General features: G+C 66.7%; 22 protein-coding genes. 6 read left to right on the forward strand and 16 right to left on the reverse strand.

Annotation, left to right across the window (positions count from 1 at the left end; genetic code table 11):
* Nucleotides 1-2 precede the first annotated feature (2 nt).
* Nucleotides 3-1,217: an NnrS family protein gene (locus LZ585_RS01465; RefSeq protein ID WP_234854701.1), complete on the reverse strand. Its 1,215-nt coding sequence runs from the start codon at nucleotides 1,215-1,217 to the stop codon at nucleotides 3-5.
* 199 nt (nucleotides 1,218-1,416) lie between these two features.
* On the opposite strand from LZ585_RS01465, the gene nirK reads away from it, so the two are divergent.
* The 5 genes from nirK (at nucleotide 1,417) to LZ585_RS01490 (ending at nucleotide 5,534) form a co-directional block, all read left to right on the forward strand.
* Complete coding sequence (gene nirK / locus LZ585_RS01470; RefSeq protein WP_234854702.1) at nucleotides 1,417-2,550, forward strand: copper-containing nitrite reductase; 1,134 nt, start codon at nucleotides 1,417-1,419, stop codon at nucleotides 2,548-2,550.
* A gap of 72 nt (nucleotides 2,551-2,622) precedes the next feature.
* Complete coding sequence (locus LZ585_RS01475) at nucleotides 2,623-3,435, forward strand: SUMF1/EgtB/PvdO family nonheme iron enzyme (protein WP_234854703.1); 813 nt, start codon at nucleotides 2,623-2,625, stop codon at nucleotides 3,433-3,435.
* An 85-nt stretch (nucleotides 3,436-3,520) separates the two neighbouring features.
* Nucleotides 3,521-4,213, forward strand: coding sequence for a Crp/Fnr family transcriptional regulator (locus LZ585_RS01480; RefSeq protein ID WP_234854704.1), 693 nt, complete (start codon nucleotides 3,521-3,523; stop codon nucleotides 4,211-4,213).
* 99 nt (nucleotides 4,214-4,312) lie between these two features.
* Nucleotides 4,313-4,750 (forward strand): pseudoazurin, encoded by a 438-nt coding sequence (locus tag LZ585_RS01485; protein ID WP_234854705.1) that lies wholly within the window; start codon nucleotides 4,313-4,315, stop codon nucleotides 4,748-4,750.
* 67 nt (nucleotides 4,751-4,817) lie between these two features.
* On the forward strand, nucleotides 4,818-5,534 hold the full coding sequence (locus tag LZ585_RS01490; protein ID WP_234854706.1) for a Crp/Fnr family transcriptional regulator: 717 nt from the start codon (nucleotides 4,818-4,820) through the stop codon (nucleotides 5,532-5,534).
* On the opposite strand, the gene LZ585_RS01495 is transcribed toward LZ585_RS01490, so the two are convergent.
* From LZ585_RS01495 to LZ585_RS01520, 6 genes are read right to left on the reverse strand one after another with little or no spacing between them, the layout of a single operon-like run.
* On the reverse strand, nucleotides 5,527-5,766 hold the full coding sequence (locus LZ585_RS01495) for a cytochrome C oxidase subunit IV family protein (RefSeq protein ID WP_234854707.1): 240 nt from the start codon (nucleotides 5,764-5,766) through the stop codon (nucleotides 5,527-5,529). The two genes, LZ585_RS01490 and LZ585_RS01495, sit on opposite strands and share 8 nt — an antisense overlap.
* Nucleotides 5,767-5,771: 5 nt before the next feature.
* A complete protein-coding gene (locus tag LZ585_RS01500) occupies nucleotides 5,772-6,308 on the reverse strand; it encodes a cytochrome c oxidase subunit 3 (protein ID WP_234854708.1) in 537 nt (178 codons plus the stop codon).
* Nucleotides 6,308-8,230, reverse strand: a complete 1,923-nt coding sequence (locus LZ585_RS01505; protein WP_234854709.1) for a nitric oxide reductase activation protein NorD — start codon at nucleotides 8,228-8,230, stop codon at nucleotides 6,308-6,310. Before LZ585_RS01505 ends, LZ585_RS01500 begins: the two co-directional genes overlap by 1 nt.
* Nucleotides 8,231-8,234: 4 nt before the next feature.
* Nucleotides 8,235-9,038, reverse strand: a complete 804-nt coding sequence (locus tag LZ585_RS01510; RefSeq protein WP_234855710.1) for a CbbQ/NirQ/NorQ/GpvN family protein — start codon at nucleotides 9,036-9,038, stop codon at nucleotides 8,235-8,237.
* 5 nt (nucleotides 9,039-9,043) lie between these two features.
* The gene (locus LZ585_RS01515) at nucleotides 9,044-10,441 is read right to left on the reverse strand and encodes a cbb3-type cytochrome c oxidase subunit I (RefSeq protein WP_234854710.1); all 1,398 of its coding nucleotides are present in this window, start codon (nucleotides 10,439-10,441) and stop codon (nucleotides 9,044-9,046) included.
* 12 nt (nucleotides 10,442-10,453) lie between these two features.
* Nucleotides 10,454-10,906 (reverse strand): c-type cytochrome, encoded by a 453-nt coding sequence (locus tag LZ585_RS01520; RefSeq protein WP_234854711.1) that lies wholly within the window; start codon nucleotides 10,904-10,906, stop codon nucleotides 10,454-10,456.
* 142 nt (nucleotides 10,907-11,048) lie between these two features.
* On the opposite strand from LZ585_RS01520, the gene LZ585_RS01525 reads away from it, so the two are divergent.
* The gene (locus LZ585_RS01525) at nucleotides 11,049-11,270 is read left to right on the forward strand and encodes a hypothetical protein (protein WP_234854712.1); all 222 of its coding nucleotides are present in this window, start codon (nucleotides 11,049-11,051) and stop codon (nucleotides 11,268-11,270) included.
* Nucleotides 11,271-11,276: 6 nt separating this feature from the next.
* Here the strand turns inward: LZ585_RS01525 and LZ585_RS01530 are convergent, their stop codons facing one another.
* The 9 genes from LZ585_RS01530 to LZ585_RS01570 form a co-directional block, all read right to left on the reverse strand.
* Nucleotides 11,277-12,434: an MBL fold metallo-hydrolase gene (locus LZ585_RS01530; protein WP_234854713.1), complete on the reverse strand. Its 1,158-nt coding sequence runs from the start codon at nucleotides 12,432-12,434 to the stop codon at nucleotides 11,277-11,279.
* Nucleotides 12,431-13,375, reverse strand: a complete 945-nt coding sequence (locus LZ585_RS01535) for a patatin-like phospholipase family protein (protein WP_234854714.1) — start codon at nucleotides 13,373-13,375, stop codon at nucleotides 12,431-12,433. Before LZ585_RS01535 ends, LZ585_RS01530 begins: the two co-directional genes overlap by 4 nt.
* 4 nt (nucleotides 13,376-13,379) lie before the next feature.
* Entirely contained in the window at nucleotides 13,380-13,865 is a 486-nt protein-coding gene (locus tag LZ585_RS01540; RefSeq protein WP_234854715.1) for a DUF4142 domain-containing protein, read from the reverse strand.
* Between the two features lie 79 nt (nucleotides 13,866-13,944).
* On the reverse strand, nucleotides 13,945-14,700 hold the full coding sequence (locus tag LZ585_RS01545) for an SDR family NAD(P)-dependent oxidoreductase (RefSeq protein ID WP_234854716.1): 756 nt from the start codon (nucleotides 14,698-14,700) through the stop codon (nucleotides 13,945-13,947).
* 23 nt (nucleotides 14,701-14,723) lie between these two features.
* Nucleotides 14,724-15,470: a DUF2243 domain-containing protein gene (locus LZ585_RS01550; protein ID WP_234854717.1), complete on the reverse strand. Its 747-nt coding sequence runs from the start codon at nucleotides 15,468-15,470 to the stop codon at nucleotides 14,724-14,726.
* Nucleotides 15,471-15,660: 190 nt separating this feature from the next.
* Nucleotides 15,661-16,470, reverse strand: coding sequence for a 5-deoxy-glucuronate isomerase (gene iolB, locus LZ585_RS01555; RefSeq protein WP_234854718.1), 810 nt, complete (start codon nucleotides 16,468-16,470; stop codon nucleotides 15,661-15,663).
* A 73-nt stretch (nucleotides 16,471-16,543) separates the two neighbouring features.
* Complete coding sequence (iolE, locus tag LZ585_RS01560; protein WP_234854719.1) at nucleotides 16,544-17,452, reverse strand: myo-inosose-2 dehydratase; 909 nt, start codon at nucleotides 17,450-17,452, stop codon at nucleotides 16,544-16,546.
* A gap of 11 nt (nucleotides 17,453-17,463) precedes the next feature.
* Nucleotides 17,464-19,293 (reverse strand): 3D-(3,5/4)-trihydroxycyclohexane-1,2-dione acylhydrolase (decyclizing), encoded by a 1,830-nt coding sequence (gene iolD, locus LZ585_RS01565; protein WP_234854720.1) that lies wholly within the window; start codon nucleotides 19,291-19,293, stop codon nucleotides 17,464-17,466.
* A 62-nt stretch (nucleotides 19,294-19,355) separates the two neighbouring features.
* Nucleotides 19,356-21,278 (reverse strand): bifunctional 5-dehydro-2-deoxygluconokinase/5-dehydro-2-deoxyphosphogluconate aldolase, encoded by a 1,923-nt coding sequence (locus LZ585_RS01570; protein WP_234854721.1) that lies wholly within the window; start codon nucleotides 21,276-21,278, stop codon nucleotides 19,356-19,358.
* Nucleotides 21,279-21,298 lie beyond the last annotated feature (20 nt).

Here is a 21,298-nt window from a genome sequence, read left to right on the forward strand (position 1 = left end):
CCTCAGGCGCGGGCCGCCTGAACCCCGCCCGCCTGGCGGCGGCGGAACATCAGCATCCCATAATGTTCCGCCACGAATATCCCGAAGGCCAGGATCCACAGGATGCCCGCAGCCTCCATCAATCCTGCCGATCCCGTCAGGTCGGCCAGGGGCCGCGCCAGGGCCGCCGCGAACAGGCACAGATAGGACAGCGCCGTCACCCGCGAGGCCGTCAGTGCCCGTCCCGTATGGCCCCGCGTGGCCCGCGACATCACCGCCAGCATCATCGCCCCGATCACCCCAACGGTCAGCACGTGCAGCGCGGACACGGGCTGAACGATGCCCAGACCCGCTGCCGAAATGGTCCCGAACCCCAGCGGCACAAAGGCATAGGCCAGGTGCAGCACCCACAGCAGCGGTTCCGGCCGGGTGGCCCATCCGCGCCAGCGGGCCAGCCGGGCGGCGTTCATCAGGCCCGCAACGGCGCAGGCCAGCGCCGACAGGGGCGCTTCGGGCGCCAATGTCCAGGCGGCAAGCGCCAGGGCCGATACCGCGATCGCTCCCATATCGAAGCGGTTATACGGAACGGGCATCGTTCCCGCCCCCTGCCGGTTCAGCCAGTTGCGGGTAAAGCTGGGGATGATGCGCCCGCCGATGATCAGCACCAGCATGACATAGCCCGCCACCGCCGCGCGCAGCCATGCCGCCGGATCCCCCTCCAGCAGCACCGCGCCGTGAAAGCCCAGATTGCCCGCCATGATCGCCGCAACCCCGGCCAGCACCTTGAGGTCGTTCCATTTGCGCCCCGCGACGATCTCTCGCGCGGCAATGGCCAGCAGCAAGGGCAGGAAGGCGGCGTCGATCAGCGCAGCGACCCCCGTCCCGGTCAGTGCGGCCCCCGCCATTGCCGCCCGTCCTGCCGCCCAGACGGAAAACAGCCCGATCAGCGCGCGTCCCGATACCGGCAGGCTGCCGGTCCAGTTCGGGATGGCGGTCAGCAAGAACCCCGCCAGCACTGCCGGGGCGAAACCGAAGACCATTTCATGCGCGTGCCACAGGACGGGACCGTAATCGCCGCCGAGCGGCAGCCCGTGAATCAGCGCCGCGATCCACAGCGCCATGGCCATCGCCGCCCAGACGGCGCCGCCCAGAAAGAAGGGCCGGAACCCGTATGACCACAGCGCGGCGCCGTCGGGCCGCAGGCCACGGGGGATTCGGGGGCGTTTCGTGTCAGTCATGGCGCATTCCCTTTCATCGTCGTTTCCCCGACCGATAGACCGGAAAAGCACCCGCTCTTTGCGTTGACGCAAGCAAGGGGGCGAAAGGGGGCGACTTGGTTGTTCCAGCACAACGTTTCGCGCGGCCCTTCGTGGCATTGTTCACTCAACCGGAATGAACCGGAACCGTCCTTGTCATCGAGTGTGAAGGAAACCAGCCATGACCAACCTGTCCGTCAGCCGCCGCACGATCCTTGCAGGCGCAGCCATTGCCGGCGCGCTGAGCCAGGTGCGCGTCGCCGCAGCCGAAACCGCCAGTGCCGCCAAGGTGCTGACCCCCGCGACCGCCGTGGACGTGGACAGCCTGCCGCGCGTCAAGATCGACCTGGTCGATCCGCCCTTTGTCCACGCCCATGAACAGGTCGCGACCGGTGGCCCGAAAGTGGTCGAATTCACGATGAACATCATGGAGAAGAAGATCGCCCTTGACGACAACGGCGCGGAATACTGGGCATCCACCTTCAACGGCACCGTGCCGGGACCGCTGATGGTGGTGCACGAAGGCGATTATGTCGAACTGACGCTGGTCAACCCGCCCGCAAACGAATTGATGCACAACATCGACTTCCACAGCGCGACCGGCGCGCTGGGCGGGGGCGCGCTGACCCAGGTGAACCCCGGCGAACGCTGCATCCTGCGCTTCAAGGCGACGAAGCCCGGCGTCTTCGTTTATCACTGCGCCCCTCCGGGGATGGTCGCCTGGCACGTCGTGTCCGGCATGAACGGCGCCATCATGGTGCTGCCGCGCGACGGGCTGAAGGACCGCGACGGCAAGCTGGTCAGCTATGACAAGGTCTACTATGTCGGCGAGCAAGACTTCTATGTGCCGCGCGACGAGGCGGGCAACTGGAAGACCTATGACAGCCCCGGCGAAAGCTATGAGGATGTCGTGGCTGTGATGAAGACCCTGACGCCGACCCATGTGGTCTTCAACGGCGGCGTGGGCGCCCTGACGGGCGACAACGCGATGACCGCGAATGTCGGGGAAACGGTGGCCTTTGTCCACAGCCAGGCCAACCGCGACACGCGGCCCCACCTGATCGGCGGGCACGGCGATTACGTCTGGGCCACGGGCAAGTTCAACAATCCTCCCGAAACCGGGCTGGAAACCTGGTTCATCCCGGGCGGGACTGCCGGCCTGATGATCTATACCTTCGAACAGCCCGGCGTTTACGCCTATGTGAACCACAACCTGATCGAGGCTTTCGAGCTTGGCGCCGCAGCCCATGTCGTCGTCAAGGGCGACTGGAACGACGACCTGATGAAGCTGGTCGAGGGCCCCGCCGCCGTCTGACCCGATCATCCGCAGCCGTCCCCGCGAACCTGCGGGGGCGGCCCGCCCGTTTCCCTGACCGGAGCGAAGGATATGCACGCAACCGCCGTTCTGCTTGCCGGCGCCGCCGCCGGGGCGCTTGGCCTGTCCCTTTGGCCCCAGGACCGACCCGTCGTCCGGGATCTGCCCCGGATGATGCTGCTGGAACCCCAGCCCTTCGAACACCGGCTGGACGGCGACTGGCGGCAAGCCGGGCGGTCCACCGATGCCCCAGTCCGGACCACCCGGATCCCGGCGCCCATCGAGATCATGGAAACCCCGATCAGCACCGGACAATGGCTGGACTGCGTGGCCGCGGGCGCCTGCCTTGCACCGGGCGGTCCGACCGACCGGCCCGACCTGCCGGTGACGGGGGTCAGTTGGCTGGACGCGGCCGCCTATGCCGAATGGTTGTCGGGGGAAACCGGCCAGACCTGGCGCCTGCCTGCCGATGTCGAATGGGCCTTTGCCGCGGCCGAGATGTTTCGCGACGATGCCTTGGGCGTGGACGGCGATCCCGACAATCCGGCCGTCCTGTGGCTGGCCGAATATGCAGCCGATGCGGCGCGCAGCCGCGAACTGGACCGCGAGGTGCGCCCCGTGGGCAGCCTGAACGTCAATTCGCGGGGCTTGCGCGATATCGGCGGGGCCGTCTGGGAATGGACCTCGACTTGCCTGCGGCGCGTCGATCAGGATCCGCTGGGCAGGATCCTGTCCCAGGACGAAACCTGCGGCATCTATATCGTCGAAGGGCTGCACCGCGCCGCCGTGTCCGATTTCGTGCGCGATCCCAAATCGGGCGGCTGCTCGGTCGGCGTGCCCCCCGCCAACCTGGGCTTTCGCCTGGTCCGAGAGGTCGGGGGCTGACAAACATCCCCGATCCCGTCGAAGCCTTTGCGTCCCTTCCCGTTTTGCGGCACTAACAGAAAGACCCATCGTGAAGGCGCAAGACGTGGCTATCGACGTATCCCAGGTTCGCAACCTGCCCCTGTTCCAGCAAATGGAACCGGCCGCCCTGGCGCGCCTGATGGCCCGCGCCACGCCGCGCCGGGTTCCGCAGGCGGGCCTGGTCTTTGAACAAGGGGCCGAGGCGGTGGCATTCTATCTGCTGCTGCACGGGCGGCTGAAGGTGACGCAGGTCACGCCCGACGGGCAGCAGGTGATGGTCCGCGTCGTCCATCCGGGCGACCTGTTCGGCTTTGCCCGCGCGCTGGCCCGGCCCGACTATCCCGGCACCGCGCGCGCTGCTGTCGAATCCATCGTGGTGGGCTGGCCCATGGCCGACTGGGACGCGGTGGTCGAAAACAACCCGCGCCTGGCCATCAATGCCATGCAGACCATCGGCCAGCGCCTGGACGAGGCTCATACCCGCCTGCGCGAGATGTCCACCCAAGAGGTCGAGCGCCGCGTGGCCCATGCCGTCCTGCGCCTGGCCGAAAAGGCCGGCCGGATCGAGGCTGCGGGCACCCGCATTGACTTTCCCATTACCCGCCAGGACATTGCCGAAATGACGGGAACCACGCTGCATACCGTATCGCGGGTGCTGTCGGCCTGGGAAGCGCAGGGCTTGGTCGAAGGTGGACGGCAAAAGCTGACGGTGGTCGATATCGAGGGCCTGGCCCTGATCGCCGACCCCGAAACCTAACCGTCCCCTTGTTTGCGTTTTCGCAAAGTGCGGGTGGCCGCCAAGGCCTAAAGTCCTGATCAACGGGCCAGGATCGGCCCGCCTATTCAGGAGATGACCATGAAACGCGCTTTCTTCCTTGCCGCCCCCGCCCTGATGCTGGCCCTGGGGGGCACGGCCTTTGCCGCCGAACACGAAGTGCATATGCTCAACAAGGGCGAGGCCGGGATGATGGTGTTCGAACCCGCCTTCGTGAAGGCCGAGCCCGGCGACGTGATCCATTTCATTCCCACCGACAAAAGCCACAACGTCGAAGCCATCAAGGACATCCTGCCCGAGGGCGTGGAAACCTTCAAAAGCAAGATCAACGAGGAGTTTTCGCTGACCGTGACCGAGCCGGGATTGTACGGCGTCAAGTGCACGCCGCATTTCGCGATGGGCATGGTGGGCCTGATCCAGGTGGGCGACGCGCCCGCGAACCTCGAGGCGGCCAAGACCGTGAAGCTGTCCAAGAAGGCGCGCGAGCGCATGGACGCGGAAATCGCCCAGGTCCAGTGACGCCGATGACCGGCGGGGCGGGTGACAGCCGCCCCTGCCTTCTTTCTTCCAGAAAAGGCCGCATCCGATGAGCATGAAACTGTCTGCCGCGCACCGCCAGGTGGCCTGCCAGGCGCGGCTTTTCGCGACCCTGCCGGCCGGACTGCGCGACACCTTGCTGGATGCGGCCCATGTCGTCCATCTGCGGCGCGGGCAGGTTCTGTTCCAGCATGGCGATGACGCCCAGGCGATCCATATCGTCGCCGATGGCTGGATCAAGCTGTATCGCATCGCGCCCAACGGGGCCGAAGCCGTGGTGGGCGTGATGACACGGGGTCAAAGCTTTGGCGAACCCATCGCCCTGCGCCAGGCGGCCTATCCCGTGTCGGCCGAGGCGGTGACGGCCTGCGACCTGATCGCCGTGCCAGCGCGGGCTTTCCTGGATATGCTGCAAACCCGGCCCGAGGCCGCGATCTCCATTCTGTCGGCGACCTTCCTGCACCTGCAAGGTCTGGTCGAACAGATCGAGCAGCTGAAGGCCCGGTCGGGCGCGCAGCGGGTGGCCGAATTCCTGCTGGAACTGTGTCCCGAGGGCACCGAAAGCGCCACGGTCGTGCTGCCCTATGACAAGGCGCTGATCGCGGGTAGGCTGGGGATGAAGCCCGAAAGCCTGTCCCGCGCCTTTGCGAAGCTGCGGGAACTGGGCGTGCGGGTGAACCAATCAAGCGCCGCCATATCATCCGTTTCGCGCCTTCACGACCTGGCCCATGCCGAAGCGTTCGGCGCGATCAGCCGCGTCATCTGACCGCAGCCAACCCCCAGACCACGCAAAGCCACAAGGCCAGCGGCACCAGGAAGGCCGGCAGCCATCCCGGTGCGCGGTCTAGATGCAGGAAGCCGCCCAGGATCGCCCGCGCCTTGGCCCAGGCCAGGACCAGCAGCCCGGCTGCGGCAATACGTCCGTCCTGCGTCGCCACGGCCACGGTCGCCAGGATCAAGGCGATCAGCATCAGCCAGTTGCGGGTCAATCGGTCCATCGTCATCACATCAGCAAATAGATCGGCGGCAGGATCAGCACCCAGACCAGATCGACCATGTGCCAGAACATCGCGCCCGCCTGCACAGGCTCGGGACGGGCGCGAATGGCCACCAGGGCCAGGACCGCCACGCCCGCGATCACATGGGCCGCATGAAATCCCGTCAGCAGGAAATAGAAGGTGAAAAAGGGATGCGTGTCGATCCCGATCCCCAGGGACAGGTCATGCGCATATTCCATGCCCTTCACGACCAGGAAGATCACCCCGCCCAGGGCCGCCAGCATCAGCCCCAGCCGTGCGCCGCGCTTGTCGCCCCCGGCCGCCGCCCGTTCGGCGCGGGCGGCGAACAGGCCAGAGGTGACCAGCACGACCGTGTTCAGCGCGGCCATGCGCCCGTCCAGCATCGCCTGCGCGTCTGCGAAACCGCCGGGGTCGGTCAGGCGCATCGCCGACATCGCGGTGATGCCTGCCGCAAAGACAAGGATCTCGGATCCGATCAGGATCCACATGATCAACTCGCCCGGCAGGTCGTCCAGATCCATCACAGGACCAGTTGGCGATAGATCTGGGGCAGGGTATTCGTCAGCCGGTCCGGGTCGCGGATCACCGAAAATCCGCCTTGTCCGAAGATGCGCGGGAACCAGCTTTGCGCGCCCTTGTCGATGGTGATGCCAAAGACCGAATGGCCTGCGCGGCGCGCCTCGCGGACGGCCATGGCGCTGTCCTCGATCCCGTGGCGGCCTTCGTAATGGTCCAGGTCGTTGGGCTTGCCGTCGGTGATGACGATCATCAGCCGCCGCGACCGGCCTTCGTCCGCCAGCCCGGCAGATGCATGGCGGATCGCCGCGCCCAGCCGGGTATAGAAGCCCGGGCGCAGCGCGTGGATGCGCGCCTCGGTGGTGCGGGACATGGGTTCGTCGAAGGTCTTGCATTCATGCAGCCAGACCCGGTCGCGCTTCAGCGAGGAAAAGCCCTGGATGGCAAAGCGGTCGCCGCAGGCATCCAGTCCCCAGGCAAGCGCGGTCAGCGCCTCGCGCGCGATGTCGATGACGGGGCGGCCGGTCACGGCGCTTTCCGTGGACCGCGACACGTCCAGCAGGATGGACACCGCAAGGTCGCGGTTTTCCGGGCGGGCCTGGCGCCAGATGCGGTCGCTGCCGCGACCCGATGCGCGCAGGTCGGTGACCGACCGCAGCGTGGCGTCCAGATCCAGGTCGTCGCCGTCGGGCTGGGCATGGCGGATCAGCCGGGCCGGGCGCAGGGCCTGGAACTGGCGGCGGACCGCGTCGATTCGGCGGCGGGCTGCGGGGTCGGCGATGCCCGCGTAATCGGGTGCGGGCTCGACCGGGGCTGCCAGCACGCGGCAATGATCCGGCATCCAGACGCCGCCACGTGCGTCCCATTCGGGATAGGTGAACTTGCCCGCAATGCGTTCGCGGTCCACATCCTCGGGCGCCAGATCCAGGTGCAGCTTCAGCTTGGTGGCAGGAGCCTTGGAGATCTGGCCCAGCACGATTTCCTCGTGGTCGTCGGTGGCCTTCTTGGCATTGTCCAGGTCGTCGTCTTCAACCCGGCGGTTGATGTTCAGCATCTCGGCCCAGGTCAGCATGGCCTCGAACTTGTAAAGGATCAGGCTGTCCTTGCGCTCGGCCTGGTCGGCCTTCATCCGCCGCGTCTTGCGGGCGGTGCCGTCCCCCGATTCCTCGGGCGTGCCGTCGGTGGGCAGGCTTGCCACGTCGGATGCGATGCCGCTGGTCAGCCCGCGCAGGTCGGGCCACATGGGCACGGGCAGCATGGGCCGGTATTTGCGCGGGGCGCGCCAATGGGCAGGGGGGCTGTCCAACCCCGCCAGCAACCCGGAAGGGACCGGGGCCGGATCGCCCAGCAGATGCCGGATCAGCCCTTCGATGCCCGCCTCGGCCCCCGACAGGTTCGGGCGGATGCGGTCGGCCAGATGGGCGGCGCAAAGCCGGGTCCAGACGGCGCGCAGGCCGGGCGCGGCGTCCAGCGTGGCTTGCGTCATGGCTTGGCCCGCGCGGATCGCGGCCAGGTCGGCCAGGAAGGGGTCGGTTTCGGCGACAAAGTCGGTTGCATGGGCCGATGCGGCGGCCAGCCACAGATAGAGCGCCTTGTTGTCGTCGCGTTCCGGGAAAACCGCCAGTTCCATCGGCAGGCGCAGTGACCCGCCGTCAAAGCTGGCGCGGGCCAGGTGTTCGGTCTCGAACGCCAGCTTGCGGCGCAGGGATATGCGATGCCGGCTGGCCTGGTCGGCCACCGGCTTCAGTTCCACATCGGCCGCCCCGCCAAGCCCGCGAAACAGCACGGCGATCCGGCCGCGCATATCGTCGAACCGCACGGCCGCATCGGGATAGCGGCGTGGTGGGTCCATGCGCGAGGCCAGGAAGTGCCACAGCTTGCCGACGCTTTCCTCGGGTTCCCAGGGGGCGATCTCGATATGGCCCATGGCGTCAGCCCATCACCGCGACGACCAGATCCATCAGGCCCGCACGGATGTCGGCATCATCGGTCAGAGGCTCGATCATCGCGGCACGAATGGCGCGGTCCATGGACATCCCCCCGGCGATCAGCGTGGCCGCATAGACGACCAGCCGTGTGGACACGCCTTCCTCCAGATCCTGACCCTTCAACCCGCGCAGCTTGCCTGCCAGCCGCACCAGCAAGGACACGCGGTCGGCATCCAGGCCGCTTTCGCGCACCACCACCGGGATTTCGTGTTCGGGTTTGGGAAAGGTGAATTCGACCGACAGGAACCGCTGACGGGTCGAAGGCTTCAGCGTCTTCATGATGTTCTGGTAGCCGGGGTTGTAGGATGCCACCAGCATGAAGCCGGGGGCGGCCTGCAACTCTTCTCCGGTGCGGTCGATGGGCAGGATGCGGCGGTCGTCGGTCAGGGGGTGCAGGACCACAGCTACGTCCTTGCGGGCCTCGACCACCTCGTCCAGATAGCAGATCGCGCCCTCGCGCACTGCGCGGGTCAGGGGGCCATCGACCCAGACGGTTTCGCCGCCCTTCAGCAGATAGCGCCCGATCAGGTCGGCCGCCGACAGGTCGTCATGGCAGGCGACCGTGTAAAGTGGGCGTCCCAGCCTTGCCGCCATATGCGCGACAAAGCGGGTCTTGCCGCAGCCGGTCGGGCCTTTCAGCAGCAAGGGCAGGTTCTTGGCATATGCCGCGGCGAAGATGTCGCATTCGTCCGCCTGGGGCAGGTAGAAGGGGGCATCCGCCCCCCTCAGGTTGAAGGTTCCATCCATGGTCATCACTCCGCGGCAATGTGGTCGGGGTTGTGGGCCAGGCGATCACGTTCCACCGGGCCGGGGCGCACCACCTCGCGGCGCGGGAAGGCCACGGCATAGATGAACAGCAGGGCGCCCAGGACCACGGCGATGCCCGACCCGAACCGCATCCAGTAGAACAGCGCCAGCTGGTCCTGCACTTCCATATAGCCCATGCCCATCACGCGTTGCAGATGGGTCTGGACCGTGCCCGCAAAGGTCAGCGTAAAGGTCATGAACAGCATCCCGCCCGACATCAGCCAGAACGAGGCCATGTTCAGCACCTGGTTATAAGGATCGCGACGCCGCAGGATCGGCATGGCATAGCTGAACAGCGCCAGGTTGAGGCAGACATAGGCGCCATAAAAGGCCAGGTGCCCATGGGCGGCGGTGACCTGCGTGCCGTGGGTGTAATAGTTCACCCCGTGCAGCGTGTGCAAAAAGCCCCAGACGCCCGCGCCGAAGAAGGCCAGCACGGCGCAGCCCAGCGACCACAGCAGCGCGGCCTTGTTCGGGTGATCGCGGCGGCCCTTCCAGACCATGACAAAGGCGAATGCCATCATCGCGAAGAACGGCACCACCTCGAAGGACGAGAAGATCGAGCCGATCCACTGCCAGTATGCGGGCATCCCGATCCAGAAGTAATGGTGCCCGGTCCCCAGGATGCCCGAGAACAGCGCGGTGGCGACGATGACGTAAAGCCATTTTTCCACCACCTCGCGGTCGACACCGGTCAGCTTCAGCATCAGGAAGCCCAGGATCGACGCCATGATCAGCTCCCAGACGCCCTCGACCCACAGGTGGATCACGAACCACCAGTATTGCTTGTCCAAGCCTAGGTTCGCGGGGTTGTAGAAGGCGAACAGGAACAGCAGCGCCAGCCCCCACAGCCCGATCAGCAGGATGGTACTGATCGCGGTCTTGCGGCCTTTCAGCACCGTCATGGACACGTTGTAGAGGAAGATCAGCGCAGCCACGACGATGCCGACCTTGACCCAGGTAGGCTGTTCCAGGAACTCGCGCCCCTGCGTGCCCACGAAATAGTTGCCGGCCCAGGGGTTCCACAGATAGGTGGCGACCGCCCCCAATGTGCCCACGGTCAGGATGAACAGTTGCAGATAGGCCAGGAAGGGCGAGTGGATTTCGCGTTCCGCTTCCTCGGGGATCAGGAAATAGGCGGCGCCGAAAAAGCCGGTCAGCAGCCAGACAACCAGGGCGTTGGTATGAACCATCCGGCCCACGCTGAAGGGCAGGATTTCGGACAGGAAATTCGGCTGGACATAGATATAGCCGATGATCAGCCCCATCGTCACCTGGATGGCGAACAAGGCCAGGGCCACGGTGATATAAACCAGGGCGATTTGTTGTGATTGATATTTCATGGTGTTTTCCAATCAACCGGCGTCGTTGGGGGGCCATCCCTGGGTGCGGATCTTGTTGGTCCACAGCAGGAAGTCGGTGATTTCGCGGATTTCATCGTCCGACAGGTTGAATTGCGGCATCTGGCGGCGCCCCTCGATCCCCGACGGCTGCGCCTCCATCCAGGCCTTCATCACCTCGAAAGCGGCTTCGGGGTCGTCTTGGACGCCCCAGCGGGTCATGACATTGCCCAGTTCGGGCGCGAAATAGGCGCCTTCGCCCAGGATCGAGTGGCAGTTGACGCAGGCGTGCTTTTCCCAGACGTGCTTGCCGCCGACGACGCTTTCGGTCAGCGGCGCGTCGTTGGTGGACACGTTCACGATATACCAGTGGCTGTGCACCGACAGGCCGACAAAGATGAGGATAAAGAACAGTGACCCGCCATAGAAGATATTCCGGGCCATGCTCTTTGTCAGGACTTCGCGCATGGCGAGGATCTCCCGATATTGTTACGGTGACTGCTACATCAACTGTAAGACGACGGGGATCCTTGTCCTAAGTCAAGGAAAGGGAATTAAATCTGCGCAAGATCGCGCAAGATGCGGATGGGGCATGAAAGGGAAACAGACCATGGACGATCGCTGGCCTGTCTGGAAACTGGCGCTGATGCTCTATGTCTTTGCGGCGGGTGCGGTTGCGATCAACCTGTTCATGCTGGGACTGCTGGGCCAGGCCATCGGCCTGCCCGCGCTGTCGCCCGTGGCGACGGTCCTGGTGTCGATCCCGCTGGGCATCCCCGCCGCCTGGGCGTCGGGGATGTGGGCGCGTCACCTGATGGACGAGGCAAGTTGACCGGCGTCAGGCCGTTTCGGAAATAGCCTGGGCATAGCGGCTGCGGGCGGGCAGCCCGCGCGTCCCGAAATCCTGCGCCAGCCGGTCAAGCGCGGCCTGGAAATCCGGTCCCGCCAAGGCCAGGCCATGGCCCGAGATCATCCGTTCGGGCCGCAGCGCCGCCAGCCTGCGCACCGAACGCCCGGCGGCGTCCCAATCGGTCGTGAAATAAGCGGGCGGTCCCTGCAGATGCGGGATCTGCAACACGGCGTTCGACAGCGATTCCTGGCGCGTCGCGCTGATCGCGTCGCCCGCGATCAGCGAAGATGTGGCCGCGTTCCAGAAGGACACATGGCCCGGCGCATGGCCGGGCGTATGGATCCACTGCCAGCCGTCCAGTCCGGGGATCGTCCCGTCGCGCGGAAGATCGCGCAGCCGGTCCGACACGTTTATCGGCTTGCGCGGGAACAAGGGCGACAGTTCGGCCATGCTGCCGCCGCCGACCTCGGGCGCGGGGGGCGGATAGGACCGGGTGCCGTCGAGGAAGGGGCGTTCGGATCGGTGGGCAAGGATCGGCACGTCCCAGTCGCGGGCCAGGTCGGCCAGGGCACCGACATGATCGAAATGGCCATGCGTCAAAAGGATCGCGGCAGGGCGTGCATCGCCAAAGCGTTCCCTGGCCGCCGCCCTGATAGCGGGGCCGGAACCGGCAATCCCCGCATCGACCAGATACCAGCCTCGATCCCCTGCGCCACGCGGCCCGATAAAGGCCACGTTCACGATGCCGCAGCGCAGCCGGGCCAGGTCGGGACCAAGATTGTCCGCCACGGCTCCCCGGGGCAACAGCACCCCTTTCGGTCCCGGCGGCTGGGTCAGTGCGGCGGCGGCCAGGGAAAAGGCGCCATAGCCCGTCAGAAAGGCGCGGGGACCGGGGGCCTCTTCCGCAAGCCCCGCCGCCAGGCAGGCCGCCCCCTGCGCCGCATCCAGCATCCGGTGCTGGTCCAGGTCGATGCCACCGCCAGGCCCCGGGCGATAGCGCGTCGCCAGGGAATAGGCCGCCACCCCCAGCCCGGCCAGGGCCAGAGGCTGCGCCAGCCGGTCGGGCCACCGCAGCGCGCGGGGCAGCAGGATCAGCGCGGCGGCCGACAGGGCGTCAAGCCGGGCGTGAAGACGGGGCGGGATCATTTGGACACGTCCTCCAAATCGGTGGATTGCGGGGCGGGGGCGGGGATCATGACGTTCAGGTCGGTCAGGGCTTCGCTGGTCAGGGCCGCGCCCAGTCGCACCCGGCGTTCCAGGTTGGACTTGCCGAAATCAAAGGCCTTGCCCACGAAAACATCCTGGGGGTCGGTCAGGACGATATGGCGGAAATTGCGGCCTTGCAGATCGGCGCATTGGATCATGCGCACCGATTGCCCGGCAAAGAACAGTTCCTGCGCACGGGTGCCGATGCCGTCCATGGTTTCCTGCATCTTGCCCCGCTGCGTGAACAGATCGAGCGCGATGATGGCCGCGTCGCCCGGCCGATCCAGCAAGGGCCGCAAGGGCAGGTTCTCGCACAAGCCCGGGTCCAGAAAGGACCGCCCGTCGATATGGACGGGCCGGAACAGGACCGGCAGGGCGGTGCTGGCCATCAGGTGTTCCACCGTCAAGGCCATGCCCCGGTTGCGGAAATCCACCGCGTCTCCGGTTTCGGCGTCAAGCGCGGTGATCGTCACCTCGATTTCCGCGTCGTTCAGGCGGTCGAAGTCGATGGACCGTTCCAGCAGACGCCGCATCGGCCCGCGCCGGAACTGCGACCTGTCGGCGGGCATTCCGGGCAGGATTTCCCACAACCCCGGCCAGGACGGGACGAACAGTTTCGAATGGCCGCGCATCAGCATTCCCGTGACCGACGCCCGCCGCCCGCCCACGGGGCGGTCGTGGCGGACCTGCGCCAGAAATCCGTGCAGCGCCTCGGTCCGCCGGTTGGGGGGATTGCCTGCGATGATGGCGGCAACCACCGCGCCGATAGAGGCGCCCGCCATGCGCGAAACGCGCAGGCCGGACTGTTCGATTGCCTGCCAGGCGCCGACGTGGAACGCGCCAAGCGCGTTCCCGCCGGCAAAGCAAAGCCAGGCCTCCATCAGGTCAACCCAGTCGGTTGCTGATCGCGCGCAGCATGGACATATGGGAATCAATCGCCGGGACGCCGACAATGGACGCGCCGCGCGCCATCGGGTTGGCGCCGTTTTCCGCATAGGCCGCGTGAAGCGCGCGCAACTGTTCATGACCCTGCATCTGCGCCGCCAAGTACTGCTGGTCGAATTCGGCCCCGGCAGGCATGGCGCCCATCTGTTCCAGCATCGCCGCATGGTCCGGCGCGACCTGGTCGGAGGGGGCGGCGCCAAAGGCACGGGCCACGGCTTCCTGCTCGGAAACCTCCAGCATGGCAAAGGCCTTCACGGCGGGATCGGTGGCCTTGTCGGCCGCGACCCGGCTGCTGAGCAGGGAAAAGTTGCCGCCCATCAGGATCGCCTGCATCTCTGCATCGGGCGCGGCCTGGGCAAACGACATCCGGGCGACCGGCATGACGGCGGCCATGGCACCGGCGGCGAAAAGGGTTCTGCGCTTCATCGTGGTGTCTCCTGCTGGGTGGTCCGGGATTGCCGGACCCTGTGATCCGCCTGACCGAAGGGCCTGGCAGGGATTGGGTTCATTCGTCCTGCGGCTTGGCCATCTGCCGATGCGCCTTGGCCACCATCCCGGCGGGCAGGATTTCGGCCATGGCGGCCTGAGCCTTGTTCTTCAGGCCCGGCGTCATCTGCGCGCGACCCGCCAGCATCGCGTCGTAACCGGCGCGGGCGACCATTTCGGGATCGTCCTTGTTCTTCATCTGGCCCAGGGCTGTGTCCAGCAGCCCCGCGCGCTCGAAGAAAGCCGTGTCGGTGATCCCCGGCATCAGGCAGGTCACGGAAACCCCCGTGTCCTTCAGTTCCTCGTTCAGGGCGAGGGCGAAGTTGTTCAGGAACGCCTTCGAGGCGTTGTAGATCGCCTGGAACGTCCCGGGCATGAAGCCCGCGATGGATCCGGTGATCAGGATATGGCCTTCGCCCCGCGCGCGCATGCGGCGGCCAATGGGATGGGCAAGCCGCAGCACGCCCAGGACATTGGTCAGCACCACATGGTCGATGCCCGCCGGATCCTGGTCCAGAAAGGAATGGCCCATGCCGGTGCCCGCGTTCAGCATCAACAGATCGACATCGCGTCCCCCCAGATGGGTCAGAACGGCCGCGATCCCTTCGGGCGTCGCCAGGTCGGCCTCGACCACTTCTGCGCCAAGGTCTGCCGCCGCCGTGTGGATGGCGGGTTCATTGGCGACCACGATGGTCTGATGTCCGTCAGCGCGGGCAATGCGGGCCAGTTCCAGCCCGATGCCGCTGGACGCGCCGGTGATAAGGGCAAGGGTCATTGTCGTCTCCTGTTTAGGGCGCGTCAGACGCGCGCCCAGTTGAAACATCCGGCCGGCACGCCCGAACCACTGACCAGAAGCGCCCCGGCCAGGTAAAGGCGCCAGGGATCGCCCCCGTTCAGCCGCGCGACCGCGACCTGCGACAAGGGGTCGGACCAGATCAGGTCCGCCTGCGCGAAACCTGCGCGGTCCAGGGCGGTTTCGGGATCAACGCCCGGCGCCAGGACAATGGTGGTGAAAGGCTGATCCGCCGGGGGCTGTGCCGCCCAGATACCCGCCCCCAGGCCGACCGCCGCCAGCAGGGCCACGGTGACGGCAGGCGGCGGACCGCCCTGGCCCGGCCTGCGCGCGATCATCCACCCCAGCAGGATCGGCCCCAGCCCAAGCGCCGCGAACCATCCCAGATCCCAGGCAAGCGGCGCGGCGCTGTCCAGCTTGATCCGGTGGATGCCCAGCAGCCAATGCGACAGGATCGCATCCGCCACGTGCCAGCCGCCAAAGCCCGCCAGCAGCGCGCCAAGGGTGGGGTTCGTCCCCGCCGCGCTGCCCCGCCCGCGCCACAGCCCGATCAGCGCCAGGGCCGCAAGCGCATACATCAGCGCGTGAAACCAGCCATCCCACAGGATTTGCAGGCGCAGATCCTCCATCCCCGGCACCAGGCTGAGAAGATGGTGCCATTGCAGGATCTGGTGCAGCAGGATGCCGTCAAAGAACCCGCCCAGGGCAAATCCCAGCAGGGCGGTCCACCGGATCCAGGAGGAATGTCTCATTGCGGGGTGTTTTCGACGGGGAACATCGGAAATCCTTGGCCGGTCGTGGACTGAAGGCCCGCCAACCGGACCGCGCATCACACGCCCGCATATGGCAGGCGCCCGACCTCCAACCGTTCGCCCGTCCAGATGTTCCCGACGATCTGCCCGCTATACCTTTATCAACCGGCCCTCTGGGCCGCGCCTGGCCTCAGCCCGCATCCCGCGCGATGACGCTTTCCACCTCGGGCGCGGCGACAAAGCGCCAGTTCCTTCGCGGTCCGGCCATGACGTTGAGGTAATACATCTCGAACCCATGGGGCGCGCCGCAGGGGTGGTGCCCCCGGGGGACGAGGACCACGTCGCCGTCGCACACGGCCATGCATTCGTCCAGCGATCCGTCGTCGGTATAAACCCGCTGGATGCCCCAGCCGTCGCCTGGGTTCAGGCGGTGGTAATAGGTTTCCTCAAGATAGGTGATGCGGGGAAAGTCGTCCTCGTCATGGCGGTGGCTGGGATAAGAGGACCAGTTGCCCGCGGGGGTAAAGACCTCGGTCACCAGAAGGCTGTCGCACCAGTCCTCGGCTTCCATGGCGATGTTGTTGATCCAGCGGGTGTTGCTGCCCTTGCCGCGCTGGGTCAGGGCGATCCCCTCGGGCCCGATCCGGCGGGCGGGATGTCCCCCGCGCCCCGGCGCGGTGCAGACGGCGATGGTGCAATCCGTCACGGCCACGGCCTGCCAGTCCTGGGCATTCGGGACATACAGGCAATGGGGCGGGGTCTTTTCGAAGACATTCATCCGGTCCCCCATCTCGCCCCAATCCTGGCCTGCGCCCACAAGGCGGGCGCGCCCCTCGACCATCACCAGGATCGCTTCATGGTCTCCGGTCGCCTCGGACGCCGTTTCGCCCGCCCGCAGGCGATAAAGGGAAAAGCCCACGTACCGCCAGCCCGCTGCCTGCGGCGTGATCTGGTGCACCTTTCCATGAGTGCCGAAGGGTTTGCAAAGAAGGTCAGGCATGGCGGCCTCTTTCACTTTGGCTCAAATATCCCGGGGGTCCGGGGGCTGGCCCCCGTCTAGCGCAGCAAGCAAATCAGGCCGCCGCGCGATCCAGTCCTGCCTTGCGGGCCGCCTCTTTCAGCGACTTCAGCCCCAGCGACTGGTATTCCAGCGGATTGCGCTTCCGGGGATCCTGCTCGGCCTCGATCACCAGCCAGCCGTCATAGCCGGCCTCGGCCAGGATGCGCAAAAGCGGCACGAAGTCGATGGCGCCTTCGGGATCGCCCGGCACGGTAAAGGCCCCGGCCAGCACGCCCTGGATGAAGGACAGGTTTTCCGCCCGCACCTGCCGGGTGACGTCCCGGCGGATGTTCTTGGCGTGGAAATGCGCCACGCGGCCCGCATGACGGCGCAGCACGGCCATTGGGTCGCCGCCGCCGAAGGTGCAATGGCCCGCGTCGAACAGCAGATGCGTGGCGGGGCCGGTGGCAGCCATGAAGGCGTCGATCTCCTCGGGCGATTCCACGACCGTGCCCATATGGTGGTGATAGGCGAGGGTGATCCCCTGAGCCGCCAGATAGGCTGCAAATTCCTCGATCTTGCCGCCGAAGGCCGCCATCTCCTCAGCAGTCAGGCGTGGGCGTTCATTGACGGGCATATCGGGATTGCCATGCACGGTGTTCGAGCATTCGCAGACAATGCAGACGCGGCAGTCGTTCACCTTCAGCTTGGCCAGGTGCGGCTGCACGGCGGCGATCTCGTCGGCGACGCTGCCCACCAGCAGGTTGGTCGAATACCAGCCAGAGATGAACTTCAACCCATAGCGCCCCAGCAGATCCTTCAGCGCCTGGGGATCGTCGGGCCAGCGGTGGCCGTTCTCGATCCCGTCGAAGCCGATGATGCGGCCTGCCTCGTTCAGGATCTGCTCGGTCGGGATATGGGCGCCGATGGTCTGGTCGTCGTCATTGGCCCAGGCGATGGGGTTGGTGCCATAGCGGATCATGCGTTCTTTCCTCAGTTCACCAGCCGCGCGCGGGCGGCGTTTTCCAGATAGGTCTTGTAGGCGTCGCGCAGCTTGGCCGTGTCGCCGACCTCGGGGACCGCCACGTCCCACCAGTGGCCGGCATCGCCAAAGCCCGGCCCGTCCTTGGCCGTGGTGTCGATCACGATCACCGTGGGGATGTCGCGCCCTCGCGCGGCCGCGATCTGGGCTTCCAGATCGGCGATGCCGCTGGCCTTGACCGCATGCGCGCCCATGGACCCGGCATGGGCCACATAGTCGATGCGGGGCTGGTCCTCTACATTGCAGTCCACATACAGGTTGTTGAACGGAACGCCGCCCGATACCTGCTGCAGCCGGTTGATGCAGCCATAGCCCCGGTTGTCGGTCAGCACGACGGTAAAGGGCACGCGCCGCATCACCGCCGTGGCCAGTTCGCTGTTGGCCATCATGTAGCTGCCGTCGCCGACGAAGCAGATCACCTCGCGGCCGGGGGCGGCAAGCTTGATACCCAAGGCGCCCGCGACCTCGTAGCCCATGCAGCTGTAACCGTATTCCATGTGGTATCCGCCCTGCGCGGGCTGCCACAACAGCTTCAGCGCGCCGGGCATGGTGCCGGCGGCGCACATGGCGATGGCATCCGGGGCGGCGCGCTGGACCGCGCCGATTACCTGCGCGTCGTTGGGCAGGTCGTTGCCGGGCGCGGGCGCCGTGCAATGGGCATCGACGGCGGCCAGCCAGTCGGCGCGCGGCGCGGGATCGAAGGCCGCCTTGTGATCGCCCAGCAAGGCCGTCAGCCTTTCAAGCGCCACGCGCGCATCACCCACCAGCGACACCGCGCCATGCTTGGCTGCGTCATAGGGCTGCACGTTGATCGACACCAGCGTCGCATCGTGCGCGAACATCGTCCGCGATCCGGTCGTGAAATCCTGCAGCCGCGTGCCGACCCCGATCACCAGATCCGCGTCCCGCAGCACCGCATTGGCTGCCGCCGACCCGTCCACGCCGGATGCGCCGAAGTTCATCGGGTCGGATTGCGCCAGCGCCGACTTGCCCGCCTGCGTTTCCGCGACAGGGATGCCGTGGCGGGCGGCGAACGCAGACAGCGCGGCCTCGGCCCCCGAATAGATCACGCCGCCGCCCGCAACGATGGCGGGCCGTTTTGCGGCGCGGATCAGGCCCGTTACCTCGGCCAGTTCCTGCGCGTCGGGTTCCGGGCGGCGGATGCGCCAGACGCGGGGTTCGAAAAAGGCCTCGGGCCAATCGTATGCTTCCGCCTGTGTGTCCTGGCAGAAGGCCAGGCAGACCGGGCCGCAATTCGCCGGATCGGTCATCACCCGCAGTGCGCGGGGCAGGGCGGTCAGAAGCTGTTCGGGCCGCTGGATGCGGTCGAAGTAACGCACCACCGGGCGGAAACAGTCGTTGGCGCTGACCGTGCCGTCGTCGAAATCCTCGACCTGCTGCAACACGGGGTCGGGGCGGCGGCTGGCAAAGACATCGCCCGCGATCAGCAGCACGGGCAGGCGGTTCACATGGGCCAGCGCCGCCGCTGTGACCATGTTGGTGGCCCCCGGCCCGATGGAACTGGTGACCGCATGGGCGCGCCGCCGCCCCTTGGCCTTGGCATAGGCGATGGCCGCATGGGCCATGGTCTGTTCATTCTGGCCGCGCCAGGTCGGGAAGGCGTCGCCGTTGCCGTGCAGCGCCTCGCCGATGCCCGCCACATTGCCATGGCCGAAGATCGCCCAGCAGCCTTCGATGAAACGCTCGTTATCCTCGGTCATCTGCACCGACAGCCACCGCATCATGGCCTGCGCGGCCGTCAGCCTGATTGTTCCGCTCATCTTAGCACCTCTTGCGTGATCTGCCGGGACAGGCTGTCCATCCCCCTTGTCCAGATGCCGGTTCATGCCGCCACCTTCGCGCTTGCCCGCGCCTTGTCCCAGATGCCGCAGAGCCGACTGTAACGCCGGGCCATCTCCTCGACCGCCTCTGCGTCGGTCAGGTCGCCGTCCAGCCAGGCGCGTGCGACCGCGCCAAAGATCGTGCGTCCGACCGCGAAACCTCTGACCAGCGGGAAGGCTGCGGCAACGGCAAAACTGTCGGCCAGTTCCGCCTCGGGCGCGTCGAGGCCAAGGACCACGATGCCGCGGGTGTTGGGGTCGTTCTCCTCGATCGCGGCGATGGCCTTGCGCCAGGCCACGGACGAGGTCATGGGTTCCAGCTTCCACCAGTCGGGATAGACCCCTGCCGCATAGAATTGCCGGATCAGGGTGGCGGTTGTTTCATTGTCCACGGGGCCGACCTTGGACGGGATGATTTCCAGAAGGAATTCCAGGTCGTTGCGGCGCGCGGTCTGGAACAGGCGCTTGACGGTTTGCTCTTGCCCTGCCCGCGTCGCCGCGTCGTCGGTTGGATGGCAGAAGCACAGCACCTTGACCACGTTCTCGCGCGCCCAAGCCTCCAGCCCGCCGCAGTCGAGGCCCAGTTCCGGTTCCAGTTCCAAGGGCCGCGATCCCGGCCATTCGGCAGGCCGCCCGATCCACAGCCCGGTGCCCGAGGCCGCGTGCAGCGCGTCGCGCCCGATGCGGTTGTCGCACAGGATGCCATAACCCGGCTTGCCGCCCTGGACCTGCAACGCGGCCCGCAGGCACAATTCCTTGAAGGCGCCGCCCTTGTCCGGCGTGTATCCGGGCATCTGTTCCAGCTGCATCCGGTGGTCGAAGGCAAAGACCCGCATCGTGGACCAGTCGCCGCCCGTGCGCCGTTGCCGGTTGGTGGCCCAGTGGACCTGTTCCAGTTCGGGGTCGTTCCTCAGGTCGGGCCGGATCACGCCGCGTTTCAGGAAGAACTCCAACTCGGCCAACGACGGATAGGCGGGCGTGCAGCCGTGACGGCTGACGGCAAGGGCCCCGCAGGCGTTGGCGTATTCCAGGGCCTTGGGCCAAGGCTCGCTGTCCAGCCAGCCCTTCATCAGGCCGGAGAAGAAGCCGTCGCCCGCGCCCAGGACGTTGAAGACCTCGATCGGAAAGCCCGGTCCCGCCTCGCCCTGGTCCAGGCTGTCGGGGATGGCGGCGGTAAAGGCCACCGCGCCCGCAGCCCCGCGCTTGCAGACCAGCGTGGCCGGGGTGATCGCCCGCACCGCCCGCAATGCGGCGACGGTGTCGGTGGACCCGCCCGCGATGTGAAACTCTTCCTCGGTCCCCACGATCAGGTCGAACAAGGGCAGCGTCGATTGCAGCCGCGCCGTCACCGCGGCGCTTTCGACAAAGCGGCTTTCTCCCGCGTCGTGGCCCGCCAGACCCCAAAGGTTCGGGCGATAGTCGATGTCGAGTGCCGTGCGCGCGCCATGCTTGCGAGCCAGCCGCAACGCCTTGATCACCGCCGCCTCGGTGCGCGGGTGGGACAGATGCGTGCCGGTCGCCAGCACCGCGCGGGCGTCCGCGATCAGCCCTTCGTCTATGTCGTCCTCGCACAGCGCCATGTCGGCGCAGTCGCTGCGATAGAATATCAGCGGGAACTGTTCCTGGTCGCGGATGCCCAGAATCACCAGGGCGGTCAGCCGGTCGGGATCGGTCCTGACGCCGCGCACGTCCACGCCCTCGCGCACAAGCTGTTCGCGGATGAAGCGGCCCATGTGTTCGTCGCCGACCCGCGTGATCAGGCCGGACCGCAACCCCAGCCGTGCCGTCCCGCAGGCGATGTTCGTGGGACTGCCCCCGATATACTTGCGGAACGACCCCATGTCCTCCAGCCGCCCGCCCACCTGCGCGCCGTACAGATCAACGCCCGCGCGGCCGATGGTGATCAGGTCAAGGGATTTGGTCATGGGATCGGTCCTTGTCTTGG

Origin of the sequence: Paracoccus everestensis, assembly GCF_021491915.1 — a bacterium.
GTDB lineage: Bacteria > Pseudomonadota > Alphaproteobacteria > Rhodobacterales > Rhodobacteraceae > Paracoccus > Paracoccus everestensis.

Bases quoted from the DNA above. Each gene is read 5' to 3' on its own strand.
- LZ585_RS01520 (WP_234854711.1), bottom strand. From the start codon at position 10,906: ATGCGCGAAGTCCTGACAAAGAGCATGGCCCGGAATATCTTCTATGGC.
- LZ585_RS01535 (WP_234854714.1), bottom strand. From the start codon at position 13,375: ATGGAGGCCTGGCTTTGCTTTGCCGGCGGGAACGCGCTTGGCGCGTTC.
- LZ585_RS01495 (WP_234854707.1), bottom strand. From the start codon at position 5,766: ATGGACCGATTGACCCGCAACTGGCTGATGCTGATCGCCTTGATCCTG.
- LZ585_RS01545 (WP_234854716.1), bottom strand. From the start codon at position 14,700: ATGACCCTTGCCCTTATCACCGGCGCGTCCAGCGGCATCGGGCTGGAA.
- LZ585_RS01490 (WP_234854706.1), top strand. From the start codon at position 4,818: ATGAGCATGAAACTGTCTGCCGCGCACCGCCAGGTGGCCTGCCAGGCG.
- LZ585_RS01550 (WP_234854717.1), bottom strand. From the start codon at position 15,470: ATGAGACATTCCTCCTGGATCCGGTGGACCGCCCTGCTGGGATTTGCC.
- LZ585_RS01500 (WP_234854708.1), bottom strand. From the start codon at position 6,308: ATGGATCTGGACGACCTGCCGGGCGAGTTGATCATGTGGATCCTGATC.
- iolB (WP_234854718.1), bottom strand. From the start codon at position 16,470: ATGCCTGACCTTCTTTGCAAACCCTTCGGCACTCATGGAAAGGTGCAC.
- LZ585_RS01570 (WP_234854721.1), bottom strand. From the start codon at position 21,278: ATGACCAAATCCCTTGACCTGATCACCATCGGCCGCGCGGGCGTTGAT.
- LZ585_RS01540 (WP_234854715.1), bottom strand. From the start codon at position 13,865: ATGAAGCGCAGAACCCTTTTCGCCGCCGGTGCCATGGCCGCCGTCATG.
- LZ585_RS01525 (WP_234854712.1), top strand. From the start codon at position 11,049: ATGGACGATCGCTGGCCTGTCTGGAAACTGGCGCTGATGCTCTATGTC.
- LZ585_RS01510 (WP_234855710.1), bottom strand. From the start codon at position 9,038: ATGGATGGAACCTTCAACCTGAGGGGGGCGGATGCCCCCTTCTACCTG.
- LZ585_RS01505 (WP_234854709.1), bottom strand. From the start codon at position 8,230: ATGGGCCATATCGAGATCGCCCCCTGGGAACCCGAGGAAAGCGTCGGC.
- LZ585_RS01515 (WP_234854710.1), bottom strand. From the start codon at position 10,441: ATGAAATATCAATCACAACAAATCGCCCTGGTTTATATCACCGTGGCC.
- LZ585_RS01465 (WP_234854701.1), bottom strand. From the start codon at position 1,217: ATGACTGACACGAAACGCCCCCGAATCCCCCGTGGCCTGCGGCCCGAC.
- LZ585_RS01485 (WP_234854705.1), top strand. From the start codon at position 4,313: ATGAAACGCGCTTTCTTCCTTGCCGCCCCCGCCCTGATGCTGGCCCTG.
- LZ585_RS01530 (WP_234854713.1), bottom strand. From the start codon at position 12,434: ATGATCCCGCCCCGTCTTCACGCCCGGCTTGACGCCCTGTCGGCCGCC.
- LZ585_RS01475 (WP_234854703.1), top strand. From the start codon at position 2,623: ATGCACGCAACCGCCGTTCTGCTTGCCGGCGCCGCCGCCGGGGCGCTT.
- nirK (WP_234854702.1), top strand. From the start codon at position 1,417: ATGACCAACCTGTCCGTCAGCCGCCGCACGATCCTTGCAGGCGCAGCC.
- iolE (WP_234854719.1), bottom strand. From the start codon at position 17,452: ATGATCCGCTATGGCACCAACCCCATCGCCTGGGCCAATGACGACGAC.
- iolD (WP_234854720.1), bottom strand. From the start codon at position 19,293: ATGAGCGGAACAATCAGGCTGACGGCCGCGCAGGCCATGATGCGGTGG.